This window comes from Thermus altitudinis (genome assembly GCF_022760835.1).
GTDB classification, from domain to species: Bacteria; Deinococcota; Deinococci; order Deinococcales; family Thermaceae; genus Thermus; species Thermus altitudinis.
In genome coordinates this window covers 34,007-50,282 of the sequence record NZ_JAKTNQ010000017.1, presented here as the reverse complement: position 1 = coordinate 50,282, position 16,276 = coordinate 34,007, and the positions used below count along the sequence as shown (strand labels likewise).

General features: G+C 62.7%; 13 protein-coding genes and 1 riboswitch. Of the genes, 10 read left to right on the top strand and 3 right to left on the bottom strand.

Annotated features, from left to right (window positions below):
- Positions 1–110: 110 nt before the first annotated feature.
- From L0D16_RS07555 to L0D16_RS07530, 6 genes are all read left to right on the top strand, one after another.
- The gene (locus tag L0D16_RS07555) at positions 111–1,097 is read left to right on the top strand and encodes a lipocalin family protein (protein ID WP_243031010.1); all 987 of its coding nucleotides are present in this window, start codon (positions 111–113) and stop codon (positions 1,095–1,097) included.
- A gap of 45 nt (positions 1,098–1,142) precedes the next feature.
- Positions 1,143–1,796 carry a flavodoxin family protein gene (locus tag L0D16_RS07550; protein WP_243031009.1) on the top strand — a complete coding sequence of 218 codons (654 nt, stop codon included), beginning with the start codon at positions 1,143–1,145 and terminating at the stop codon, positions 1,794–1,796.
- Positions 1,797–1,920: 124 nt separating this feature from the next.
- A riboswitch (cyclic di-GMP riboswitch) is annotated at positions 1,921–2,004 on the top strand.
- A 165-nt stretch (positions 2,005–2,169) separates the two neighbouring features.
- A complete protein-coding gene (locus L0D16_RS07545) occupies positions 2,170–2,772 on the top strand; it encodes a hypothetical protein (RefSeq protein ID WP_243031008.1) in 603 nt (200 codons plus the stop codon).
- A 78-nt stretch (positions 2,773–2,850) separates the two neighbouring features.
- Positions 2,851–3,603, top strand: coding sequence for a COG1470 family protein (locus tag L0D16_RS07540; RefSeq protein WP_243031007.1), 753 nt, complete (start codon positions 2,851–2,853; stop codon positions 3,601–3,603).
- Positions 3,588–4,166 (top strand): hypothetical protein, encoded by a 579-nt coding sequence (locus L0D16_RS07535; RefSeq protein WP_243031006.1) that lies wholly within the window; start codon positions 3,588–3,590, stop codon positions 4,164–4,166. Before L0D16_RS07540 ends, L0D16_RS07535 begins: the two co-directional genes overlap by 16 nt.
- Positions 4,167–4,281: 115 nt before the next feature.
- On the top strand, positions 4,282–6,666 hold the full coding sequence (locus L0D16_RS07530; protein ID WP_243031005.1) for a hypothetical protein: 2,385 nt from the start codon (positions 4,282–4,284) through the stop codon (positions 6,664–6,666).
- Between the two features lie 5 nt (positions 6,667–6,671).
- Here L0D16_RS07530 and tsaB read toward each other — a convergent pair whose 3' ends face one another.
- The gene (gene tsaB / locus L0D16_RS07525) at positions 6,672–7,211 is read right to left on the bottom strand and encodes a tRNA (adenosine(37)-N6)-threonylcarbamoyltransferase complex dimerization subunit type 1 TsaB (protein WP_243031004.1); all 540 of its coding nucleotides are present in this window, start codon (positions 7,209–7,211) and stop codon (positions 6,672–6,674) included.
- 38 nt (positions 7,212–7,249) lie between these two features.
- Between tsaB and L0D16_RS07520 the strand changes: the two genes are divergently transcribed.
- From L0D16_RS07520 to L0D16_RS07505, 4 genes are read left to right on the top strand one after another with little or no spacing between them, the layout of a single operon-like run.
- Positions 7,250–8,443: a carbohydrate ABC transporter permease gene (locus L0D16_RS07520; protein WP_243030990.1), complete on the top strand. Its 1,194-nt coding sequence runs from the start codon at positions 7,250–7,252 to the stop codon at positions 8,441–8,443.
- Positions 8,433–9,626: a carbohydrate ABC transporter permease gene (locus L0D16_RS07515; protein WP_243030988.1), complete on the top strand. Its 1,194-nt coding sequence runs from the start codon at positions 8,433–8,435 to the stop codon at positions 9,624–9,626. The genes L0D16_RS07520 and L0D16_RS07515 overlap by 11 nt, the downstream gene beginning before the upstream one ends.
- A 53-nt stretch (positions 9,627–9,679) precedes the next feature.
- Positions 9,680–10,933 carry an ABC transporter substrate-binding protein gene (locus L0D16_RS07510; protein ID WP_243030978.1) on the top strand — a complete coding sequence of 418 codons (1,254 nt, stop codon included), beginning with the start codon at positions 9,680–9,682 and terminating at the stop codon, positions 10,931–10,933.
- A gap of 49 nt (positions 10,934–10,982) precedes the next feature.
- Positions 10,983–12,845, top strand: a complete 1,863-nt coding sequence (locus L0D16_RS07505; protein ID WP_243030973.1) for an aldehyde ferredoxin oxidoreductase family protein — start codon at positions 10,983–10,985, stop codon at positions 12,843–12,845.
- 83 nt (positions 12,846–12,928) lie between these two features.
- On the opposite strand, the gene L0D16_RS07500 is transcribed toward L0D16_RS07505, so the two are convergent.
- Positions 12,929–15,415 (bottom strand): hypothetical protein, encoded by a 2,487-nt coding sequence (locus L0D16_RS07500; protein WP_243030971.1) that lies wholly within the window; start codon positions 15,413–15,415, stop codon positions 12,929–12,931.
- Positions 15,416–15,531: 116 nt separating this feature from the next.
- On the bottom strand, positions 15,532–16,077 hold the full coding sequence (locus tag L0D16_RS07495; RefSeq protein ID WP_243030967.1) for a hypothetical protein: 546 nt from the start codon (positions 16,075–16,077) through the stop codon (positions 15,532–15,534).
- Positions 16,078–16,276 lie beyond the last annotated feature (199 nt).

Sequence of the window (16,276 nt, the reverse complement as noted above, 5' to 3'; positions counted from 1 at the left end):
ATCCCCGGTTGTTTGGAAACCGGGGGATTATAGCCCCCCACACCCCCCTTTTCTCTAACATGGGAAATGGCCCACATTGGGCCTGGGTCCTTTAAGGATAGACTAAAGCCATGTGGCGGTTGTGGCCCTTGGCCTTGGCGTTGGCGGCCTGCGCTCCTGTTCTGGTGGGGGTGGACCCAAAGCGGCTTCCCGACCCCCAGGACTGGAACCCCAAGCCCGCCCAGATGGAGTGGTGGTACGCCTCCGGCTGGGTGGAGCCTTACGCCTTCCACTTCGCCTTCTTCAAGGCCTACGCCCCGCCCGCCTACCGCATCCTAGGCCTTCCGGGAAGCCTCTTTGGCCCCTTTCACGCTGCTCACCTGGCCCTAACCGATTTGCGCAATGGGGAAAGGGTTTTCCTGGAGGTTTCCGACCAGGACCTCCTGGCCCCTAGGGGCCGGGCGGAAGCGGGTCCTTACCTGGAGGTTTCCGGCTGGCGGTTTTATTGGGAGAATGGGGGTTTCCGCCTTTTGGCGGGGCCGGTGGACCTCCGCCTGCGCCCCCTTAAGCCCCCGGTGGTCCACCCCCCCGGCTATTCGGGCACGGAGGAGACGGGGCGGCTTTACTACCAGTCCTATACCCGCCTCGAGGCCTGGGGTCGGATCCGCGGGGAAGAGGCCCGGGGGGAGGCCTGGGCCGACCACCAGTGGGGGGAGCAGTTTTCCGGCCTAAGCGCCACTTGGGACTGGCTTAGCCTCCACCTTTCCGATGGCTCGGAGCTCATGGCCTACCAGGTGAAAGGCGCCAAGGGCCAGGTGGTCCAGGTCCTGGGTAGCCGGGTGGATCCCTTGGGAAGGGTGGAGGGGGTGGAGCTCCGCTTCCTCCCCTTAGAGGCTTGGAAGAGCCCCTCCGGCCATACCTACACCCTGGCCTGGCGCCTGGTGGGGCCGGGGCTGGACCTGGAGGTGCGCCCCCCCTTCCCGGAGGGGGAGATCCTTTCCCGCACTACCCGGGTGGCCTACTGGGAAGGGCCGGTGGTTGGGGAAGGAGTCCTTAGGGGCTACCCCGTCCGGGCCCGGGGCATGGGGGAGTTCGTGGCTGGGCCTTGGCGGCCTTGATATGCGCATGCTATACTAAAATAGGTTTAGTGCGTGGGTGATATTATGGGCTTACACGTGCTCGGCGTCAACGCATCGGCACGCACGGATGGGTTTACGGCGGAGCTATTGGATGAGGTCCTCGAGGCGGCCAGGCTCCAAGGGGCCACCACCGAGCGCCTGGACCTGGTGAAACACCCTTTTCCCCTATGCGCGGGGAACTACTCCTTAGACCCGGCCTCCTGCGGCCCGGAGGCTTGTGTGCAAGGGCCCTGGGACGGCTTTGGCAAGGTGGCGGAGAGGATCCTCAATGCTGACGCCGTGGTCTTCGCCACCCCCGTCTATTGGTTCAGCGTTTCGGCCCGCATGAAGGCTCTTTTGGAGCGCATGACCTCCATGGAGAACCAGGGCCTTTTGAACCTGGGCAAGCCCATGGCCCTCTTGGCGGTGGCCGAGGAGGAAGGGGCCAGCCAGGCCCTTTCCCAGATGTTGCTGCCCCTTTCCTACATGGGATTTGTCCTGGCCCCCTTGGGCTTGGTCTATGCCCATCGCCGGGGAGCCCTTAGCCTGAAGGAAAACACCGAACTCATGGAGGACGCCCGCATTGCCGGGGAGAACCTGGTGCTGATGGCGGAAAAGCTTAGGGGCACCTCTTTCCGGGAACCGCTTCCCAGCTATCAGTACCGCCTACCCCAGGTGCCAGGAGTGGCAGCGGACTGAGGGGTTATGGGGGATAGGGGTGCAAAATCCCCAAAGGGGGTTTTCGTGAGGGCAAAGGAAGCCTTCAGGGTTTTCTCCCCTTGTTTTGTGCTATCCTAAGCATAGGGAGCGTAGGCTCCTCAAAAGGTACCTCGGAGGCGAAGAAGCCTGCCCTGTAGTTGGGCGCCTGGGGCAGGTGGAGCCAGTGGCGCAACCGGCCGAGGGTTAAAAGCTTTCCTTCGTAGCTAAGCCCTTGCCGGCCAGGCGCCCAAGCCTGGCCCTAAGGTTTTTAGGGCGTTCGGAGGCGATGAACCGTGGAACCCAAGATGGGCGCCAAGGGACACGGGGAGCCAGTGGCGCAACCGGCCCCCAGTCCTTTTGGGAGGTGGAGCGTATGCGCAAACTGGCAGCCCTTATGGCCCTCTTGGCAGGTCTGGCCCTGGCCCAGACCACGGACAGCCACACCATCACGGTGAGCGTCCCTTCCGTCCTCAGCCTGACCCTGGATGCCACCGACTACCTCTTTGACTTCGCGGACACCACCCTAACCGGGTCGGAAACCGTGAACGTAGGCGGTACGCCCTATACCAAGGCCTCTTTGGCGGCCTACAACACCTTCATTGACACCGCCTCCGGTACCCAGGACTTTGCTCCCACCAGCGTGGCGGGTACAAGCGGAAATGACTACGGTACCATGACCATCCGCACCAACCGGGCCCAGTGGAGCGTGAGCCCCTCGGTTTCGGGTACCCTCTCCTTGGGCAACGGCCGGGTCAAGGTGTTTGCGGAAAAGGTGAGCGGCAAAGGAGGCTCTTGGACCACGGTCCCCACCCCCATCACCGCCGTGAGCACCCTCATCGGCGCGGGGTCGGGGGGCCAGGGTAAGTCGGTCTACCGGCTCTACTATCTCCTCACCATGGACATCAACGACGATATTCCCTTGGGCGGCATCACTGGCGCTCAGATCACCATCACCTACACCCTCACCTCCCCGTAGCGGGTGCCCCTATGGATGGGTGGCCCCTGGGATGGACAAGTCCCGGGGGCTTTACACCCAATGGAAATGGTGGAAACCATGCCTAGAGCCATCACGGGTACCCTTATGCTCCTGGCCCTTTCGGGCCTGGCCTTGGCCCAGGGGGTTTCCCTCACCCTTTCCCCAGCCAGGGTAGAGCTCACCCTACTTCCTGGGGAGGCCTTTTCCTTCCCCGTAACCTTGAAGAACGAGCTTCCCCGAGAGGAGCCCATAGGAGTCCGCCTTACCCCTTTCCGCCTCTTGGAGGACGGTTCCCTCCTGGAAACCCCCACGGGAGGGGAACTTTGCGCTTCCCTTGCCGTGATCCCCACCGCCTTTTCCCTGCCCCCTTTGGCCCAAAGGGAGGTGCGGGTGGAGGGCAAGGCGCCAGAAGGGGAGGGAACCTGGGCCTGCCTGGTGGTCTTCAGCGGAGCGGTACGCCCCTCGGAAAGGGGAGGGGTGCGCCTTCAGGTGAGGCCCGAGCTGGGCCTGGCCCTCTATGTGACCCTGCGGGGCACGGAAAAGCCGGCCCTTAAGGCCAAGGTGGAGGGGGAGGGGTCCCATCTCTCCCTTTGGCTGGAAAATCCCGGAAACGTGCTCCAAAGGCTACGGGTGAGGGCCCAGGTCTTCACCCCAAGCGGGGAGGAGGTCGCCGCCCTTTCCCTGGAGGACCTCGCCGTATGGCCCCGGGGGAGCAGGCGGGTCCTCCTGGAACCCGAGGCCCCCCTCCCCCCGGGGGAGTACCGGGTAGTCCTCCTCCTAGAGAGCCCCTATGGGCGCTATGCGGCGGAGGGAAGATGGCGCGTACCCTAGCCCTTCTCCTGTTGGTCACCTGGGCCTTAGCCCAGGTGGACTGCGACGCCACCGGGGTGGTGTTTGACCTCTCCGAACCCGGCCCCCTCACCGTGCAAAACGGGTATACCGTGGCCAACCTATCCGGGTATCTCCATCTCCTGGATGTCGGGTCTTCCCTCCTCCTCCTCCCTACCCGGGTGGTGGGGGCTACCGTCCCTTACCGGGTGACGTGTACCGTCCGGACGGGGGGAGGTGGGGGTGGGGGTGTCCTTTGCGGGGCAGGAACCACCCTCTGCTTCCGCCTCACCGGGATAACGGGCACCCTTCCCGCCCCCTTGGACCCCCTTTCCCGCCTCTACCTCATGGTCCAACCCGTTTCGGGTTCAGGGGTGGTGAGCCACGCGCCAAGCCCTACCCCCTTGGGAAACCTTCCCGACAACAGGGGCCTTGCCAGTATCCCTAGGAATACCACCGCGGTGCTTGCCCTTCACTTCTTCCTGCTCCTCTCCCCGGAGGATGCTTTCCCCTCCCTACCCGCTTCGGGCACCCTGACCCTCACCTATGGGCTACGGCGGAACTAAAGCCCGTGCCCCCCTTGCCCTTCTCGTCTCCTATCTCCTTTTCCTTTCCGGTGCCTGGGGGGCAAAGCCCCCTTCCGTGGGGCCGGGGGAAGCCTTTACCCTGGCCTTTCCCGGAGTGGAGGGAACCCTTACCTGGGAAACGGGGCCTTTCCGTGCCCTTCTCCTCCCGGAGGTGGGGGAGGGACTGGCCCTGGCGGTCTTGGAAGCCCCTCCCACCGTGCCTCCCGGGGTGTACTCCGTTTGCGTAGGGGCGGGAGGGTCTACCCTGTGCCAGACCGTGGAGGTGAGGAAGGCCGAACACCTTCTCCTCGGAGTGCCCCCCCGGGCCCAAGGGACCCTTTCGGTCTCCCTGGCCAATAGGGGTAACGTGCCCCTCAGGGTTTCCCTGGGCTCAGCCCCTGAGAGCCAGGTCTTCCTTCCCCCGAAGGGGCTGGACCTCCCCCCTGGAGAGGAGAGGACCGTGGACTTTCCCTTAGGGGAAGGCGGCACCCTTCTCCTCCTCGTGGCCTACGGGGAGCGCCAGGAAAGGTATCGGGTCCAGGTGGAAGGCCCAGGGGGAAGCCCGCCCCCCTATAGGCTTCGGGGGAGGGTGGCCTTGGCCCACCCCGGGCCTTACGGCTCCCTGACCCTGGAGGGGCCCTTGGCGAGGGAGGCCGGCCTGGCCCTACGGCTAGAGGGGGAGGGGATGCGCCTTGTGGGGAACCTGCGGTTAGACCTTGGCCCGTGGGGGGTTTCCCTGGGGACTGGCCCCCGCTTTGGGCTTTCCTACGGGGAGGGCCCTTGGCACCTCGCCTTGGCCTATCCCCCCCATCTCGCAGGGGAGTGGCGGGGGGAGGGGGAGCACGGGCGCCTGGAAGTATCCGCAGGAGGTTTCCGGTTCGCCTATGCGGCCTTGGGCCTTACCGTCCAGGGGGGGTGTGGGTTTAGCCCTCCCTGCGCGCCCCCCTTCTTCCGTTTGGAAAGGTGGGGAGAGCCTGCCCTATTCCTCGCTTGGGAAGGGGGGTTGCGCCTGGGAGGTAGCCTGCCCGGCCTAAGCTTGGAGGCCAGCCCCTACCCCTACCCCTGGTTGCGGGGGGCCCACTGGGGAAGCCTCGAGGGGGTGGTCTACCGGGTGGAGGGGGCCCTAGAGCCTAGGGGAGGAACCCTTTCGGGTAGCCTCTCCTTCCCCTTGGCCCCAGGCACCCGCGGACGCTTGGGGGTGGACTGGGGGGAGAAAAAGGCCCTCGGGGTGGGTCTGGACCACCGTGGGGGAGGGGTGGACCTTTGGCTTCAGGGTAGGCTTCCCCTGGGGGAGGGTGAGGGGAGCCTTACGGGGGGCTTGGGTTGGGAGGAAGGGCCCTATGGCCTACGCCTCGAGGGGTTCTGGACCCCTGGGGGAGGCGGCCTTCGCCTAGAAGGACGGTATGCCTTTAGCCTAGGTGTCCCCCCTGAGGTCTCCTGGGCCCTAGGGGGGTATGACCGGTTACCCTTGGAGGGCGAGGTGCGCCTCCTGGGAAGGCCTTTGGCCTCCAGTCGGGTGGTGGCCCGGGGGGTGGAAGGGGCCTTGGCCGTGTCGGACGCCCAAGGACGCTTCCGCATCTTCCTCCCCCGGCAGGGGGGTAAGGTGGAGGTCCTTCCTCCCCCCAATACCCTGGCCTTCCCCTCCCAGGTGGAGGTGGGTCCTGGTCCTTGGGAGTCCCCCCTTTCCGTGGAACTCCCGCCCGCTTCTCGCATCCGCCTGATCTGCATGGGGCAAGGGGGGAAGGGGGCCTATCTATGGGGAGGGGTTACCGCCTACGTGGCCTGCGGGGGGCAGGCGGTGGTCCCCCCAGGGGTCTATAGGCTTCTGCCTGACGCCCTCCCTGAGGGGGAGGCGGAAGGGGCCCTGGAGGTGCCCCTGCACCCCCTAGAGGAAACCCCTGTGACCCTCTCCTTCCGCCAAGGGCCCAAGGAGGCGGTGGATGAGGCCACTCCCATAGGGGTGCGCTTCTTTCCCCCAAGGCCTGCTCCAGGGGAAGAGGTCCGCCTGGAGGTCCAGGGCGTTAAGGGGAAGCTTTGGCTCTCCCTGGGGGAGGGAGGGGTGGTGGAGGAGGGGGTGGTCCGGGAAGGGGCCCATACCTTCACCTTCCAGGTTCCTTGGGAGGCCCAAGGGACCCTAGCCTTAAGGTTAAGGGGGGAGCTGGGTTTTTCCCGGGATCTCCTCCTCCCTTTGGACGAGGGAAGGGAGCTTTTGGAGATAAGCCTCACCCCTCCCAGGGCTTCCCCCAAAGAGGTGGTGAAGGTTACGGCGAGGGTTCGCTTTCCCGCAGAGGGGGTCTTCCTCCTCCTGCCCACGGGTGAGGCCTTGGCCCTAGCCCCCATAGGGGATAGGGTGTACCGAAGGGAGTTCGTCCTAGACGATGCCCTGGTCCGCCTGGCGGAGCCCTTAGGCCCCTCTTTGGCGAAGGGGCTGAGGCTCGAGGTGGTGGCAAGGCAGGGAGACCGGGAGGTCAGGAAGGGGCTAAGGCTTCTCTTGCGCTGAGCCCCTTACAGGTATGCCGGCTCCACCCCTTTTTGGGCGAAGGGGAGGAGCTCGTAAAGGGCCCGGGGGTCGGGAGGGGTGTCCAAGAGGAGGCCTTCTTGGGGCAGTTCCGAGTGTTTCAGCTTCCGGGGAGGTTGGACCACAAGGGGCCTTCCCTCGCGCCTGGCGTAGGTGGCCCCGTAGTAGAGCCCATTTCTGGCGGTGAAAAGGGCGGTGAGGGGAGGGCCGCCTTCCTCCAGGAAGGGCCAGCAGGCGGCGAGGAGGGAACTCACCCCGTACACCTGGGCCCCGTGGGCCATGGCGATACCTAAGCCCGCGGCTAAGGCGATGCGCAGGCCTGTGTACGACCCGGGACCCTTTCCCAGGACCACGGCGCCTATCTCCTCCTTCCTCGCCCCCACCTCGCCGAGAAGCCCGTCCAAGATGGAAAAAAGCGCTTCCTCATGCCTCCTGCCTAGGCGCACGATCCGGCCAATGCCCTCGTCGCCCCGGAAAAGGCCTAGGGAGAGGTAAGGGGTGGCGGTGTCCAGGGTCAAGGTCCACATGCCCCTATCCTAGAGGGGTTGGTATACTCCGGCACGGGATGCGGACCTTTCCCCTCCATGCGGTCTTGTCCTGGGGAGCGCTTTTGAGTCTAGGGGTCTATGCGGCCCGGCTGGGGTTTCTCGCCCAGGCTTGGGTGGGGGTGGGGCTTGGGCTGTATGCCCTTTTGGTCCTTTGGGGGATTCGCTTTGGCTGGCGCCACGCCCTCTTGGCCCTTGGCCTGATGGCCTACTGGTTCCCACCGGCGGCCTTCTTGGTGCCCTTGCTCTTCGCCCTCATCTTTGGCCGGGGTTTGAGCGAGAAGGAGCAGGGCGCCTTGTATGGCTGGGCCTTGGTGTGGCCCGCCTTAGCCCTTCTTCTCATCTGGCAAGTCTTTCCCACCTTTTACGCCTTCTACCTAAGCCTTTTTGAGCGGGTCAACTTCCTGCGCCCCGCTGCCTTTTCCGGGCTGGAAAACTACCGTATCCTTCTCCAGGACCCGCTTTTCTGGAGGGCTTTGGGAAACACCTTCTGGTACGTGGTGTTTACCGTGCCGGTGGGTCTTCTCCTGGCCACCGTGGTGGCCATTCTCCTGAATACCCAGGTGGCCTTTTTGGGCCTGTATCGCACCCTGTACTTCCTTCCCTACATCACCGCCCTCACGGCGGCGGCGGCGGTGTGGCGTTGGATCTACCACCCGGAGTTTGGTTTTCTCAACTGGCTTCTCCGTACCCCCGGCCTGGATTGGTTGAACACCCCGAAGGGGGTTTTCGCCCTTCTCCTCGAGCCCCTTGGGGTCCAGGTCCAAGGCTTTTGGGCGGGACCCAGCCTGGCCTTTGTAGCCATCATGGCCATGAGCGTGTGGCACTTTCTGGGTTACCAGGTGGTGATCCTTTTGGCTGGGCTCCAGGCCATCCCCAAGGAGTACTACGAGGCGGCGGAGCTGGATGGGGCGAGCTTCTGGCAGAAGCATTGGTTCATCACCTGGCCGCTTCTTTCCCCCACCACCTTTTTTCTCTTTACCCTGGGGCTCATCGGGGCCTTTCAGGTTTTCACCCAGGTCTATGTGCTCACGCCCACGGGTGGGGTGTTGCAGGATACCTTGACCTTGGCCTTTTACCTCTACAACAAAGGTTTCCGCGACGCGGACTTCTCCTACGCCAGCGCCATCGCCATGGTGACCTTCCTTCTGATCCTGGGGCTCACCTTGATCCAGAGGCGGATTTTGGAAAGGCGGGTGAACTATGAGATTTAAACCCACCTCACTGTTGGTGCACCTGGTCCTCCTGGGGGGAGGGGTGATCATGGCCTTTCCCTTCTACTGGATGCTGGCCACCAGCCTAAAAAGCCCGCAGGAAGCCTTGCAGGCCAAGCCCATCTGGGTTCCCGAGCGCATGAAGCCGGGAAACTGGCTTAAGGCGGCTAGGCTCGGGGATAGCCCGCTTTGGGGAGGGCTGGCCCCTGGCCGAAGTGTGGAACTGGTTTTCCCGGGAGAAAAGGGGCGGCCGCCCAAGGCCTTCATACCCCGCACCCCAGGGGCCTTCTTTGACCCCCGGGCGGATGGCACCCGGGTGGAGGTGGTCTATCGGGAGGGGGCCTGGCGGGTGCGGCTCACCAACACCACAGGGGAGGCCTTTCGCTTTTTGCCCCTGGTGGTGCTTTGGCCCAAAGAGGCACCCCTGGACCCTCCCCTCCCTCCCGATGCCCTCCGCTCCCAGGGGGAGGACTGGCGGCTGGAGTGGGTGAATGCGGTGCCTGGGGCCTTGGGCTACCTTTTCCACAACTACCTCGAGGCCTGGCATGCGGCTCCGTGGGGCCGGTATTTCTTCAATAGCTTCTTCACCGCCCTCACCCAGGTGGCCGTGGGGCTCTTCCTGGCGGCCCTAGCGGCCTTTGCCTTGGCCCGCATTCCCTTTCCCGGCAAGGAGGCGGTGTTCGTGCTGATCCTAGCCACCATGATGGTGCCGGGGGAGGTGCTTCTCATTCCCAACTACGTGCTTTTGGCCAGGCTGGGCTGGTTGGACACCTACTACGCCCTCATCGTGCCCTGGCTGGCTTCGGTGTTTGGCATCTTTCTCCTGCGGCAGTTTTACCTTTCCTTACCCCAGGACCTGTTTGATGCCGCCCGCATAGATGGAGCGGGCTACTTGACCCAACTCTTCCGCATCGCCCTGCCCTTGAGCCTTCCGGGACTGGTGTCCTACGGCATCTTCACCTTCCTAGGGGCCTACAACGCCCTCCTTTGGCCCCTCATCGTCACCCAAAGCCCGGAGATGCGCACGGTGCAGCTGGGCCTGCAGGCCTTTGTTTCCGAAGCCGGGTCGGACTACGGGGCCTTGATGGCGGCCAGCACCTTGGTGATCCTCCCCGTGATCCTGGGGTACTTCTTCGCCCAGCGCCAGTTCATCCAGGGTATCGCCCGGTCGGGCCTTAAGTAGCCTGACCGAGGCTTGACCAAGGAGGGCATATACTCTTCCTCGGAGGTTTGCGTATGCGAAGAGCCCTCTTGTTAATGGCGGTTTTGGGTGTTGCCCTAGCCCAGCAGGCCAAGCCCGAGGAGGTTATCAAGGAACAGTGCGCTAAGGCCAAGGTGGTGGCGGAGCTGTGGCATGGCTTCACCGGCGGAGCCCCCAAGGCCGCCTTGGAGAACCTGGTGGTGGAGTTCAACAGGACCCAGCAGGGCCGGTGCGTGCGCCCCGTGCCCCAAGGGGGGTACCGGGACCTCTCCACCAAGATCAAGGCGGCCTTCGCCGCGGGGAAGGTGCCGGCCATGGCCCAGGCCTACGAGAACAACATCGCCTTGTACCTCGAGGCCAAGGCCCTTTTGCCCATTGAGTCCCTGGGGGTGAGGCTCCAGGGCGTCAACCTACCCTTCCTGAACGCCGTGCGCTTCGGGGGGGTGGTCTATGGGGTGCCCTTCAACAAGAGCATCCAGGTCCTCTACCACAACAAGGACCTTCTCAAGAAGCACGGGGCCAAGGTGCCGGCGACCCTCGAGGAGTTCGTGGCCTTGAGCAAAAAGCTTTCCCAGGCGGAAGGGGGGCCTGTGTACTGGTTCCAGCCCGATGCCTCCACCTTCGCCTACTTCTTCTTCAACCTTGGGGGAAGCTACCTGAAAAACGGCAAGCTGGTCCTGAACTCCAAGGAGGCGGTGGAGGCCCTTACCCTTCTGCAAAACGGGGTAAAGGAGGGGTGGGCCAAGCCTATCACCTCGGGGTACATCAACCAGAACCTGGGATCGGGTCCTTACGCCTTCAGCGTGGATACCTCTGCCGGCTACACCTACTACCGTCAAGGGGCCAAGTTTGACCTGGGGGTGGCCACCTTGCCCGGCCGCACCTCCAGCCAGCCGGGCTTCGGCTTGGTCCAGGGTACCAATCTGGTGGTCTTCCGCCAGGCGGGTAAGGAGGAGCAGGCGGTGGCCAAGGACTTCCTGCAGTTTGTCCTCTCCCCCAAGGCCCAGGCGGTGTTCGCCACCGCCACCGGGTACGTGCCGGTGACCGAGGCGGCCTTGAAGGAACCGGTGTACCAGAGCTATGTGGCCGATAACCCTGATTTTGGTACCATCGTGCGCCAAAGCCGCTACGCCAAGTTTGAGCCGGCTTTGGCCGAGTGGGAGCAGATCCGCTTTGACATCCTAGGCCAGGCCATCAAGGAGGCCATCCTCAACAAGGTGGATCCCAAGGTGGCCCTGGACAAGGCCCAGAAGCTGGCCGAAGACCTCTTGGCGGGAAAGACCCGCTAAGGATTCCCTTCCCCCTGAGGCCTCAGGCCTCAGGGGGTAAACTTTGGCTATGCCTAAGGGCTACCACGACCGCGTGGCCTTCGTGGACCTCTCCACGGGGCGGATCGGGTATGAGCGCTACGGCGAGGCCTTCTGGCAGCGGTTCCTGGGGGGCAGGGCCCTTGCCGCCTACCTCCTCCTAAAGCACGTGCCCCCAGGGGCGGACCCCTTGGGCCCGGAAAACGCCTTGATCTTCGCCCCCGGTATCCTCACCGGCACCCCCATCTCCGGCTCGGGCCGCAACACCGTGGCCGCCAAAAGCCCCCTCACGGGAGGGTATGGGGATGCGGAGGCTGGGGGGTTCTTCGGCGCCGAGATGAAAAACGCTGGCCTGGACGCCTTGGTGGTCCTGGGCCAGGCGGAAGAGCCCGTGTACGTGCATGTGGAAGGGGGTGAGGTGAGCCTCCAGCCCGCCTCCCACCTTTGGGGCAAGGATCCCCTGGAGGTGGAGGCCCTCCTCAAGGAAGCCCACGGACCGGGCACCCGCATCGCCCAGATCGGGATCGCCGGGGAAAACCGGGTGCTCACCGCCAACATCATCCACGACCTGGCCCACTTTGCCGGGCGGGGGGGCCTGGGGGCGGTGATGGGGGCTAAACGCCTCAAGGCGGTTTCCGCCCGGGCCAGGAAGGATACCCGGCCTTCCTACCACGACCCCGCCCTCCTTACCGCCTTGGCCCGGCGCATGGCGGGTGAGCGCATGGAAAGGGCGGCGGGTCTGGTCACCATGGGTACCGTGGGCACGGTGAAGCCCTTTAACCTAAGGGGGGTTCTTCCCAGCCATAACTTCCTGGATGGCTACCTGGAAGGGGCGGAGGCCCTGGATGGCACCAGCCTGGACGCCCTCGGCATCCGCATAGGCCGGGATACCTGCTACGCCTGCGCCATCCGTTGCAAGCAGGTGGTGAGGATTGAGGGCACGGGCAAGTACGATGTGCGCCCGGAGTACGGGGGGCCGGAGTACGAAGGGCTTGGGGCCTTGGGCTCCACCTGTGGGGTGACGGACCCCTATGCGGTCACCAAGGCCAACACCCTTTGCAACCAGTATGGCCTGGACGTGATCGGGGTGGGCGTCACCATCGCCTGTGCCATGGAGGCGGTGGAGAAGGGGTATCTGGACGACGAGGGCCTGGGGCTACGCTTCGGCAACGGGGATGCCTTGATCGCCGCCATAGAGAAGCTGGCCCGCAAGGAGGGGCGGCTTGGGGAGCTTTTGGCCCTGGGCTCGAGGCGCCTGGCGGAGGCCATCGGCCATCCCGAGCTGGCCATGCAGGTGAAGGGCCAGGAGGTGCCCATGCACGACCCCCGGTACAAGCGGGCCCTGGGCGTGGGGTATGCGGTGAGCCCCACGGGGGCCGACCATAACCACAACCTGCACGACACCGCCTTCGTTAAGGAAGGGAAGGCCCTAAAGGAGCTTCGCTTTTACGGGGAAGATTTTGCGCCCCTTCCCCCCGAAGACCTCTCCGAGGCCAAGATCCGCATGCTTTGGACCAAGACCCGGGAACGGGGGTTTGTGAATAGCCTGGTGATGTGCGACTTTGTTCCCTGGACCCCAGAAGAGTGGCAGGAGGCCCTTTATGCCACCACGGGCTGGCGGCTTACCCCAGGGGAGATGCTGGCGGTGGGGGAGAGGACCTTGCAGCTCACCCGGCTCTTTAACCTGCGGGAGGGCCTAAAGCCGGAGGAGGACCGCCTGCCCGAGCGCTTCTTCCAGCCCTTTCGCAAGGGTAACCCCGAGGCCCATCTGGACCCCGAGGCCTTCCGGGAAGGGGTGCGCGCCTACTGGCGGCTTGCAGGGTGGGGGGAGGGGGGTGTGGACCCGGAAAGGTTAAGGGCCTTGGGCCTCGAGGTGTTTCTCTGTGGGGGTTGATTTTCCCCCGCCACATGGGTACCAGTAGAGGCCATCTGAAAATGCGTTTGTCTCTAAGGAGGTTGGCCGGAGTACGCCGGGGGTTACTGTCCTAAGCCACCCCTTGCCAAGTTGATATCGCCCACATAGACAAAGGGTGCTTGGCCCCTACGTGTCCCGTTGCCTGCTACAAAACGTCCATCCGGAGTTATCCCAAAGGCGGCACCCAAAACGTCCCCCTCCTTGAGATAGGCGGAGAAGATATGGTTGAGGCTTTCCACCCTTCCGCCTAGCCATATATATCCCCCGTTAGCTTCACCGACAACAGCAGTTCCATTGGCGCTAATCGCAAGGGGTTGTCCGGGAAGAGGAGCTTTACCCATTCCTGTCCAGAGAAAGCCGAGACCACCTTCTGTCCTCCCTATGACAAAGCCATTTTCTGAAATCCGGGCCCAATAGATATAGGCATTGTTCGCGTGACCATCCCCTTCGTGGATTATCTGTGGACCCTGGCCGGAGCGGAGAGTGAAAAGGTGGCGCACTAGCCTTTCATGACAGCTGGGTTTATTGGGGTCTGCCGGGTCCGGTTCCGGTTGCCAAACGCCAACTCCACCAACTACCTCCCCCTTCCTATTTACATCTAGGAACACAACCCCGTTTGGGCATTGGCTCTGCCACCTCATTTGCAGGGCAATTCTTCCATCTATCCAGTACATGCCTACGGGGAACCCACTTATCGACCGGCCGACAATGTGAAGCTGATTGCCAATCCAAGCGCATCCGTATGCCACATTTCCGTTGGCACCCGGTGCAGGTAGGATCCGAACATCGTCCCATCCCTTAACCCACCAGAATGATGAGGTGCCGTTACCAAGCATTCCTACAGCGGCTATCCTTGTGCCGTCCTCGGAAACACAGACATCCAGCACGGTACCGGGACGGTTTGTGAGGATTCTTGTTCCTTGGCCCCTCATCCACACCACCGGTTTTCCTTCGCTTTGGCCACCAACAACCACGAGGGGTGTACCGCCACCTTCTGTTGCAGATGTTCCGTCCATGCTGTAGGCCAAGCCCGCATAGGCCCAACGTAAGGGGTGGCGCTCAGGGACGATCTTCCATCCCTCAACCGAATGCCGGCTTTGGTAAGCATTCACTACCCACACTTGGTTCCCAGCCCAGCCGAGCTTGTCGAAGAGCCCTAAGAAAGTGCGCACGGATAACTTAAGAATTTTCTTGAGTGCCTTCTCTTCGGCATTTTTTGCCCATTGCTCTAAATAGCTTTTGATGAGGCACTCCGTGGTGGCCCTAATTTGTGTAGCCCCCTCATCGCCGATGGCTTGTAGAATCTGTTTGTAAGCATTACCAACTTCTTCTGCGGTTGCACCCCTGTTCATCATTGTGCTTGCAAGCACCCTGAGCGCACCGCCCAAAGAAGTGTCGAGGATTTGCGGAACTAAACAATTGGTTAGACGATCGAGATTCAGCTTGCTTAGCTTTACCCCAAGAAGTTGTACGGTGTTGGGTATTATAACGGAGAGTACGACATCTGTGAACATAACGAGGGCCAAAGCATCTCTGATGGCTTCTCGAGCTTGGTCTCTCATCCCCCCAAGTTCGTTGAGATACAGAGTTGCAGTGGGGCTCTCACCGCGGCCGATCGCCACGGTTACGCCAAAAGCAAAATACTTTTCCGGTGGGGGAGATGGTAGGTGGATCACCAGATTCTGCGTAGAAGGCCATGCTACTTGTCCTGTAAATGCTTCTAGGATACCCCAACCGGTCCGGGGTCCAATGAGTGAGAAATTTCTTGCTGTTGGTGCAGCCGGTAGGTACACCAAACCGGCCATGGTAGGCGCGTAGTGGGACACAACGATCTCATGGGTAGCTGGGTTTCCATCCCGGTCTTCATCTTCGTCATATATTTGCAGATAGCTCTGGACGGTTCCTGGGTCTACACTTAGGCCTCGAATCCCTTGCGAAGGAACAGCATCAGGTGGAAGGGGTGGGTAATCGGGGGAGCTTACCAGTGCCCAGAGGGGTTGAATGGTGGAGGCAAGGACATCCGAAAGAGGGCTTGCGCTCGGGTCAATATAGCCTAGAATTTTAAGTTGGTCCTTGATGGCTTGACGAAGAGAAGGGAAGAACTCTTGCTGCTTGAGAAGGATGAAAGCTTGCCGTGAGCCTTCTTGAGTTGGGCGGTAAGCTGGAGGTACAAGGAACATAAGAAGAGCAGCAGCAGTGGTGTCGAGGTTGATCTCTAGGGCCTCCGAAAAAGGCCGAAAACTAGCGGCCACTAACTTTTCTTGCTGGTTAAGAATCAAAATCAGTTGGGAGCCTTCTAAGTTAATGGGAACTGTAAAGCGGCCATTGGCGTCCAGTGTAGCCTCTCCCCAGCCAGTCAGCGCAGTGGACCCTCTCAGGTCAACTTGGATGTCAGCTGGGAAGACTACGGTTCCCGATTCTTGCCGGACGGTTGGAGGCAGGCTGCCGTTTTCTGCCCCACCGCTACCCCCGCAAGCCGTTAGGAGAAGGGGGAGGGTGAGGACGAGGACAAGTTGGGTTCCGCGTCCCATTTTTTCGAGAAACTTCATCGGCCACATTTTCGCTTCAGGGATTGGAACATGCTTTGACGCAAGAAGTGCCCGATTAAGGAGAAAGCTAAGGAATAGCAGGAACCTTGTATGCCACATCTTGACCTCCTTTCACCTTAGGGCCGGAGGGAGCCTGAGAGATGAATCCGGAAAAGCTCCAGCCGGTAGCCGATGGTGGCCTCTTGGCTGCTGGTGGCATCCCCCGAGATCTGGGCTCCCACGTAGAAGGTACCACTTTGGATGGCGGTGAGCTGACCGGGCGTCAGGTTGCCCTGTCCTTCTAGGCACACTTGGTCTTGGTTGAGCGGGGACACATCCTTACTCCCTTGCGCCAGGCGGTTGGCCTCCTTGAAGAGGTCGCCGGCACTGCCGCCCAGATAGGCGGTGTAGCTCAAGGTGCCGGCGAAGGTGGCCCCTGGGGTCTTGGAGGCAAAGCAGACCTTGTAGGCCAGGCTGGCCCCCGTGAGGTTCACCCGGGAGTCGGGGTTCCAGGTTATCTCCACCGGCCCCAGGGTCTTGGGGTTGGGGTTAATCCCCCCTTGCCCCACCTGGAAGGTGCCTTCCCTCTCCAGGTAGGGCAAGGCGTCCACCGTATAGCTAAAAGGGATGCTGCAGGCGGCAAGGACCAGGGCTAAAAAGGCCAGGTTGCGGATCTTTCCCATACCTACCTCCTTAAGGCCAGGGGTCTTCGGTACCCCTGCCTACCTCCATCCTCTTCAGGGGGCCTTACAGATTCCTTAAACGGGGTGGTGGCCTGGGATGCCCAGGGTCGTACCGGGGATCTTCCCCAGGGTGGCCCCCGTCCCCATCCCACCCCACCTTGGCTCAAGCCCTCCGGAGAGGCCCTTCCCTGGGGTTCAT

Coding starts and splice junctions, on each gene's coding strand:
- L0D16_RS07550 (WP_243031009.1), top strand. CDS start 1,143: ATGGGCTTACACGTGCTCGGCGTCAACGCATCGGCACGCACGGATGGG.
- L0D16_RS07545 (WP_243031008.1), top strand. CDS start 2,170: ATGCGCAAACTGGCAGCCCTTATGGCCCTCTTGGCAGGTCTGGCCCTG.
- L0D16_RS07535 (WP_243031006.1), top strand. CDS start 3,588: ATGGCGCGTACCCTAGCCCTTCTCCTGTTGGTCACCTGGGCCTTAGCC.
- L0D16_RS07510 (WP_243030978.1), top strand. CDS start 9,680: ATGCGAAGAGCCCTCTTGTTAATGGCGGTTTTGGGTGTTGCCCTAGCC.
- L0D16_RS07500 (WP_243030971.1), bottom strand. CDS start 15,415: ATGAAGTTTCTCGAAAAAATGGGACGCGGAACCCAACTTGTCCTCGTC.
- tsaB (WP_243031004.1), bottom strand. CDS start 7,211: ATGTGGACCTTGACCCTGGACACCGCCACCCCTTACCTCTCCCTAGGC.
- L0D16_RS07555 (WP_243031010.1), top strand. CDS start 111: ATGTGGCGGTTGTGGCCCTTGGCCTTGGCGTTGGCGGCCTGCGCTCCT.
- L0D16_RS07505 (WP_243030973.1), top strand. CDS start 10,983: ATGCCTAAGGGCTACCACGACCGCGTGGCCTTCGTGGACCTCTCCACG.
- L0D16_RS07520 (WP_243030990.1), top strand. CDS start 7,250: ATGCGGACCTTTCCCCTCCATGCGGTCTTGTCCTGGGGAGCGCTTTTG.
- L0D16_RS07515 (WP_243030988.1), top strand. CDS start 8,433: ATGAGATTTAAACCCACCTCACTGTTGGTGCACCTGGTCCTCCTGGGG.
- L0D16_RS07495 (WP_243030967.1), bottom strand. CDS start 16,077: ATGGGAAAGATCCGCAACCTGGCCTTTTTAGCCCTGGTCCTTGCCGCC.
- L0D16_RS07540 (WP_243031007.1), top strand. CDS start 2,851: ATGCCTAGAGCCATCACGGGTACCCTTATGCTCCTGGCCCTTTCGGGC.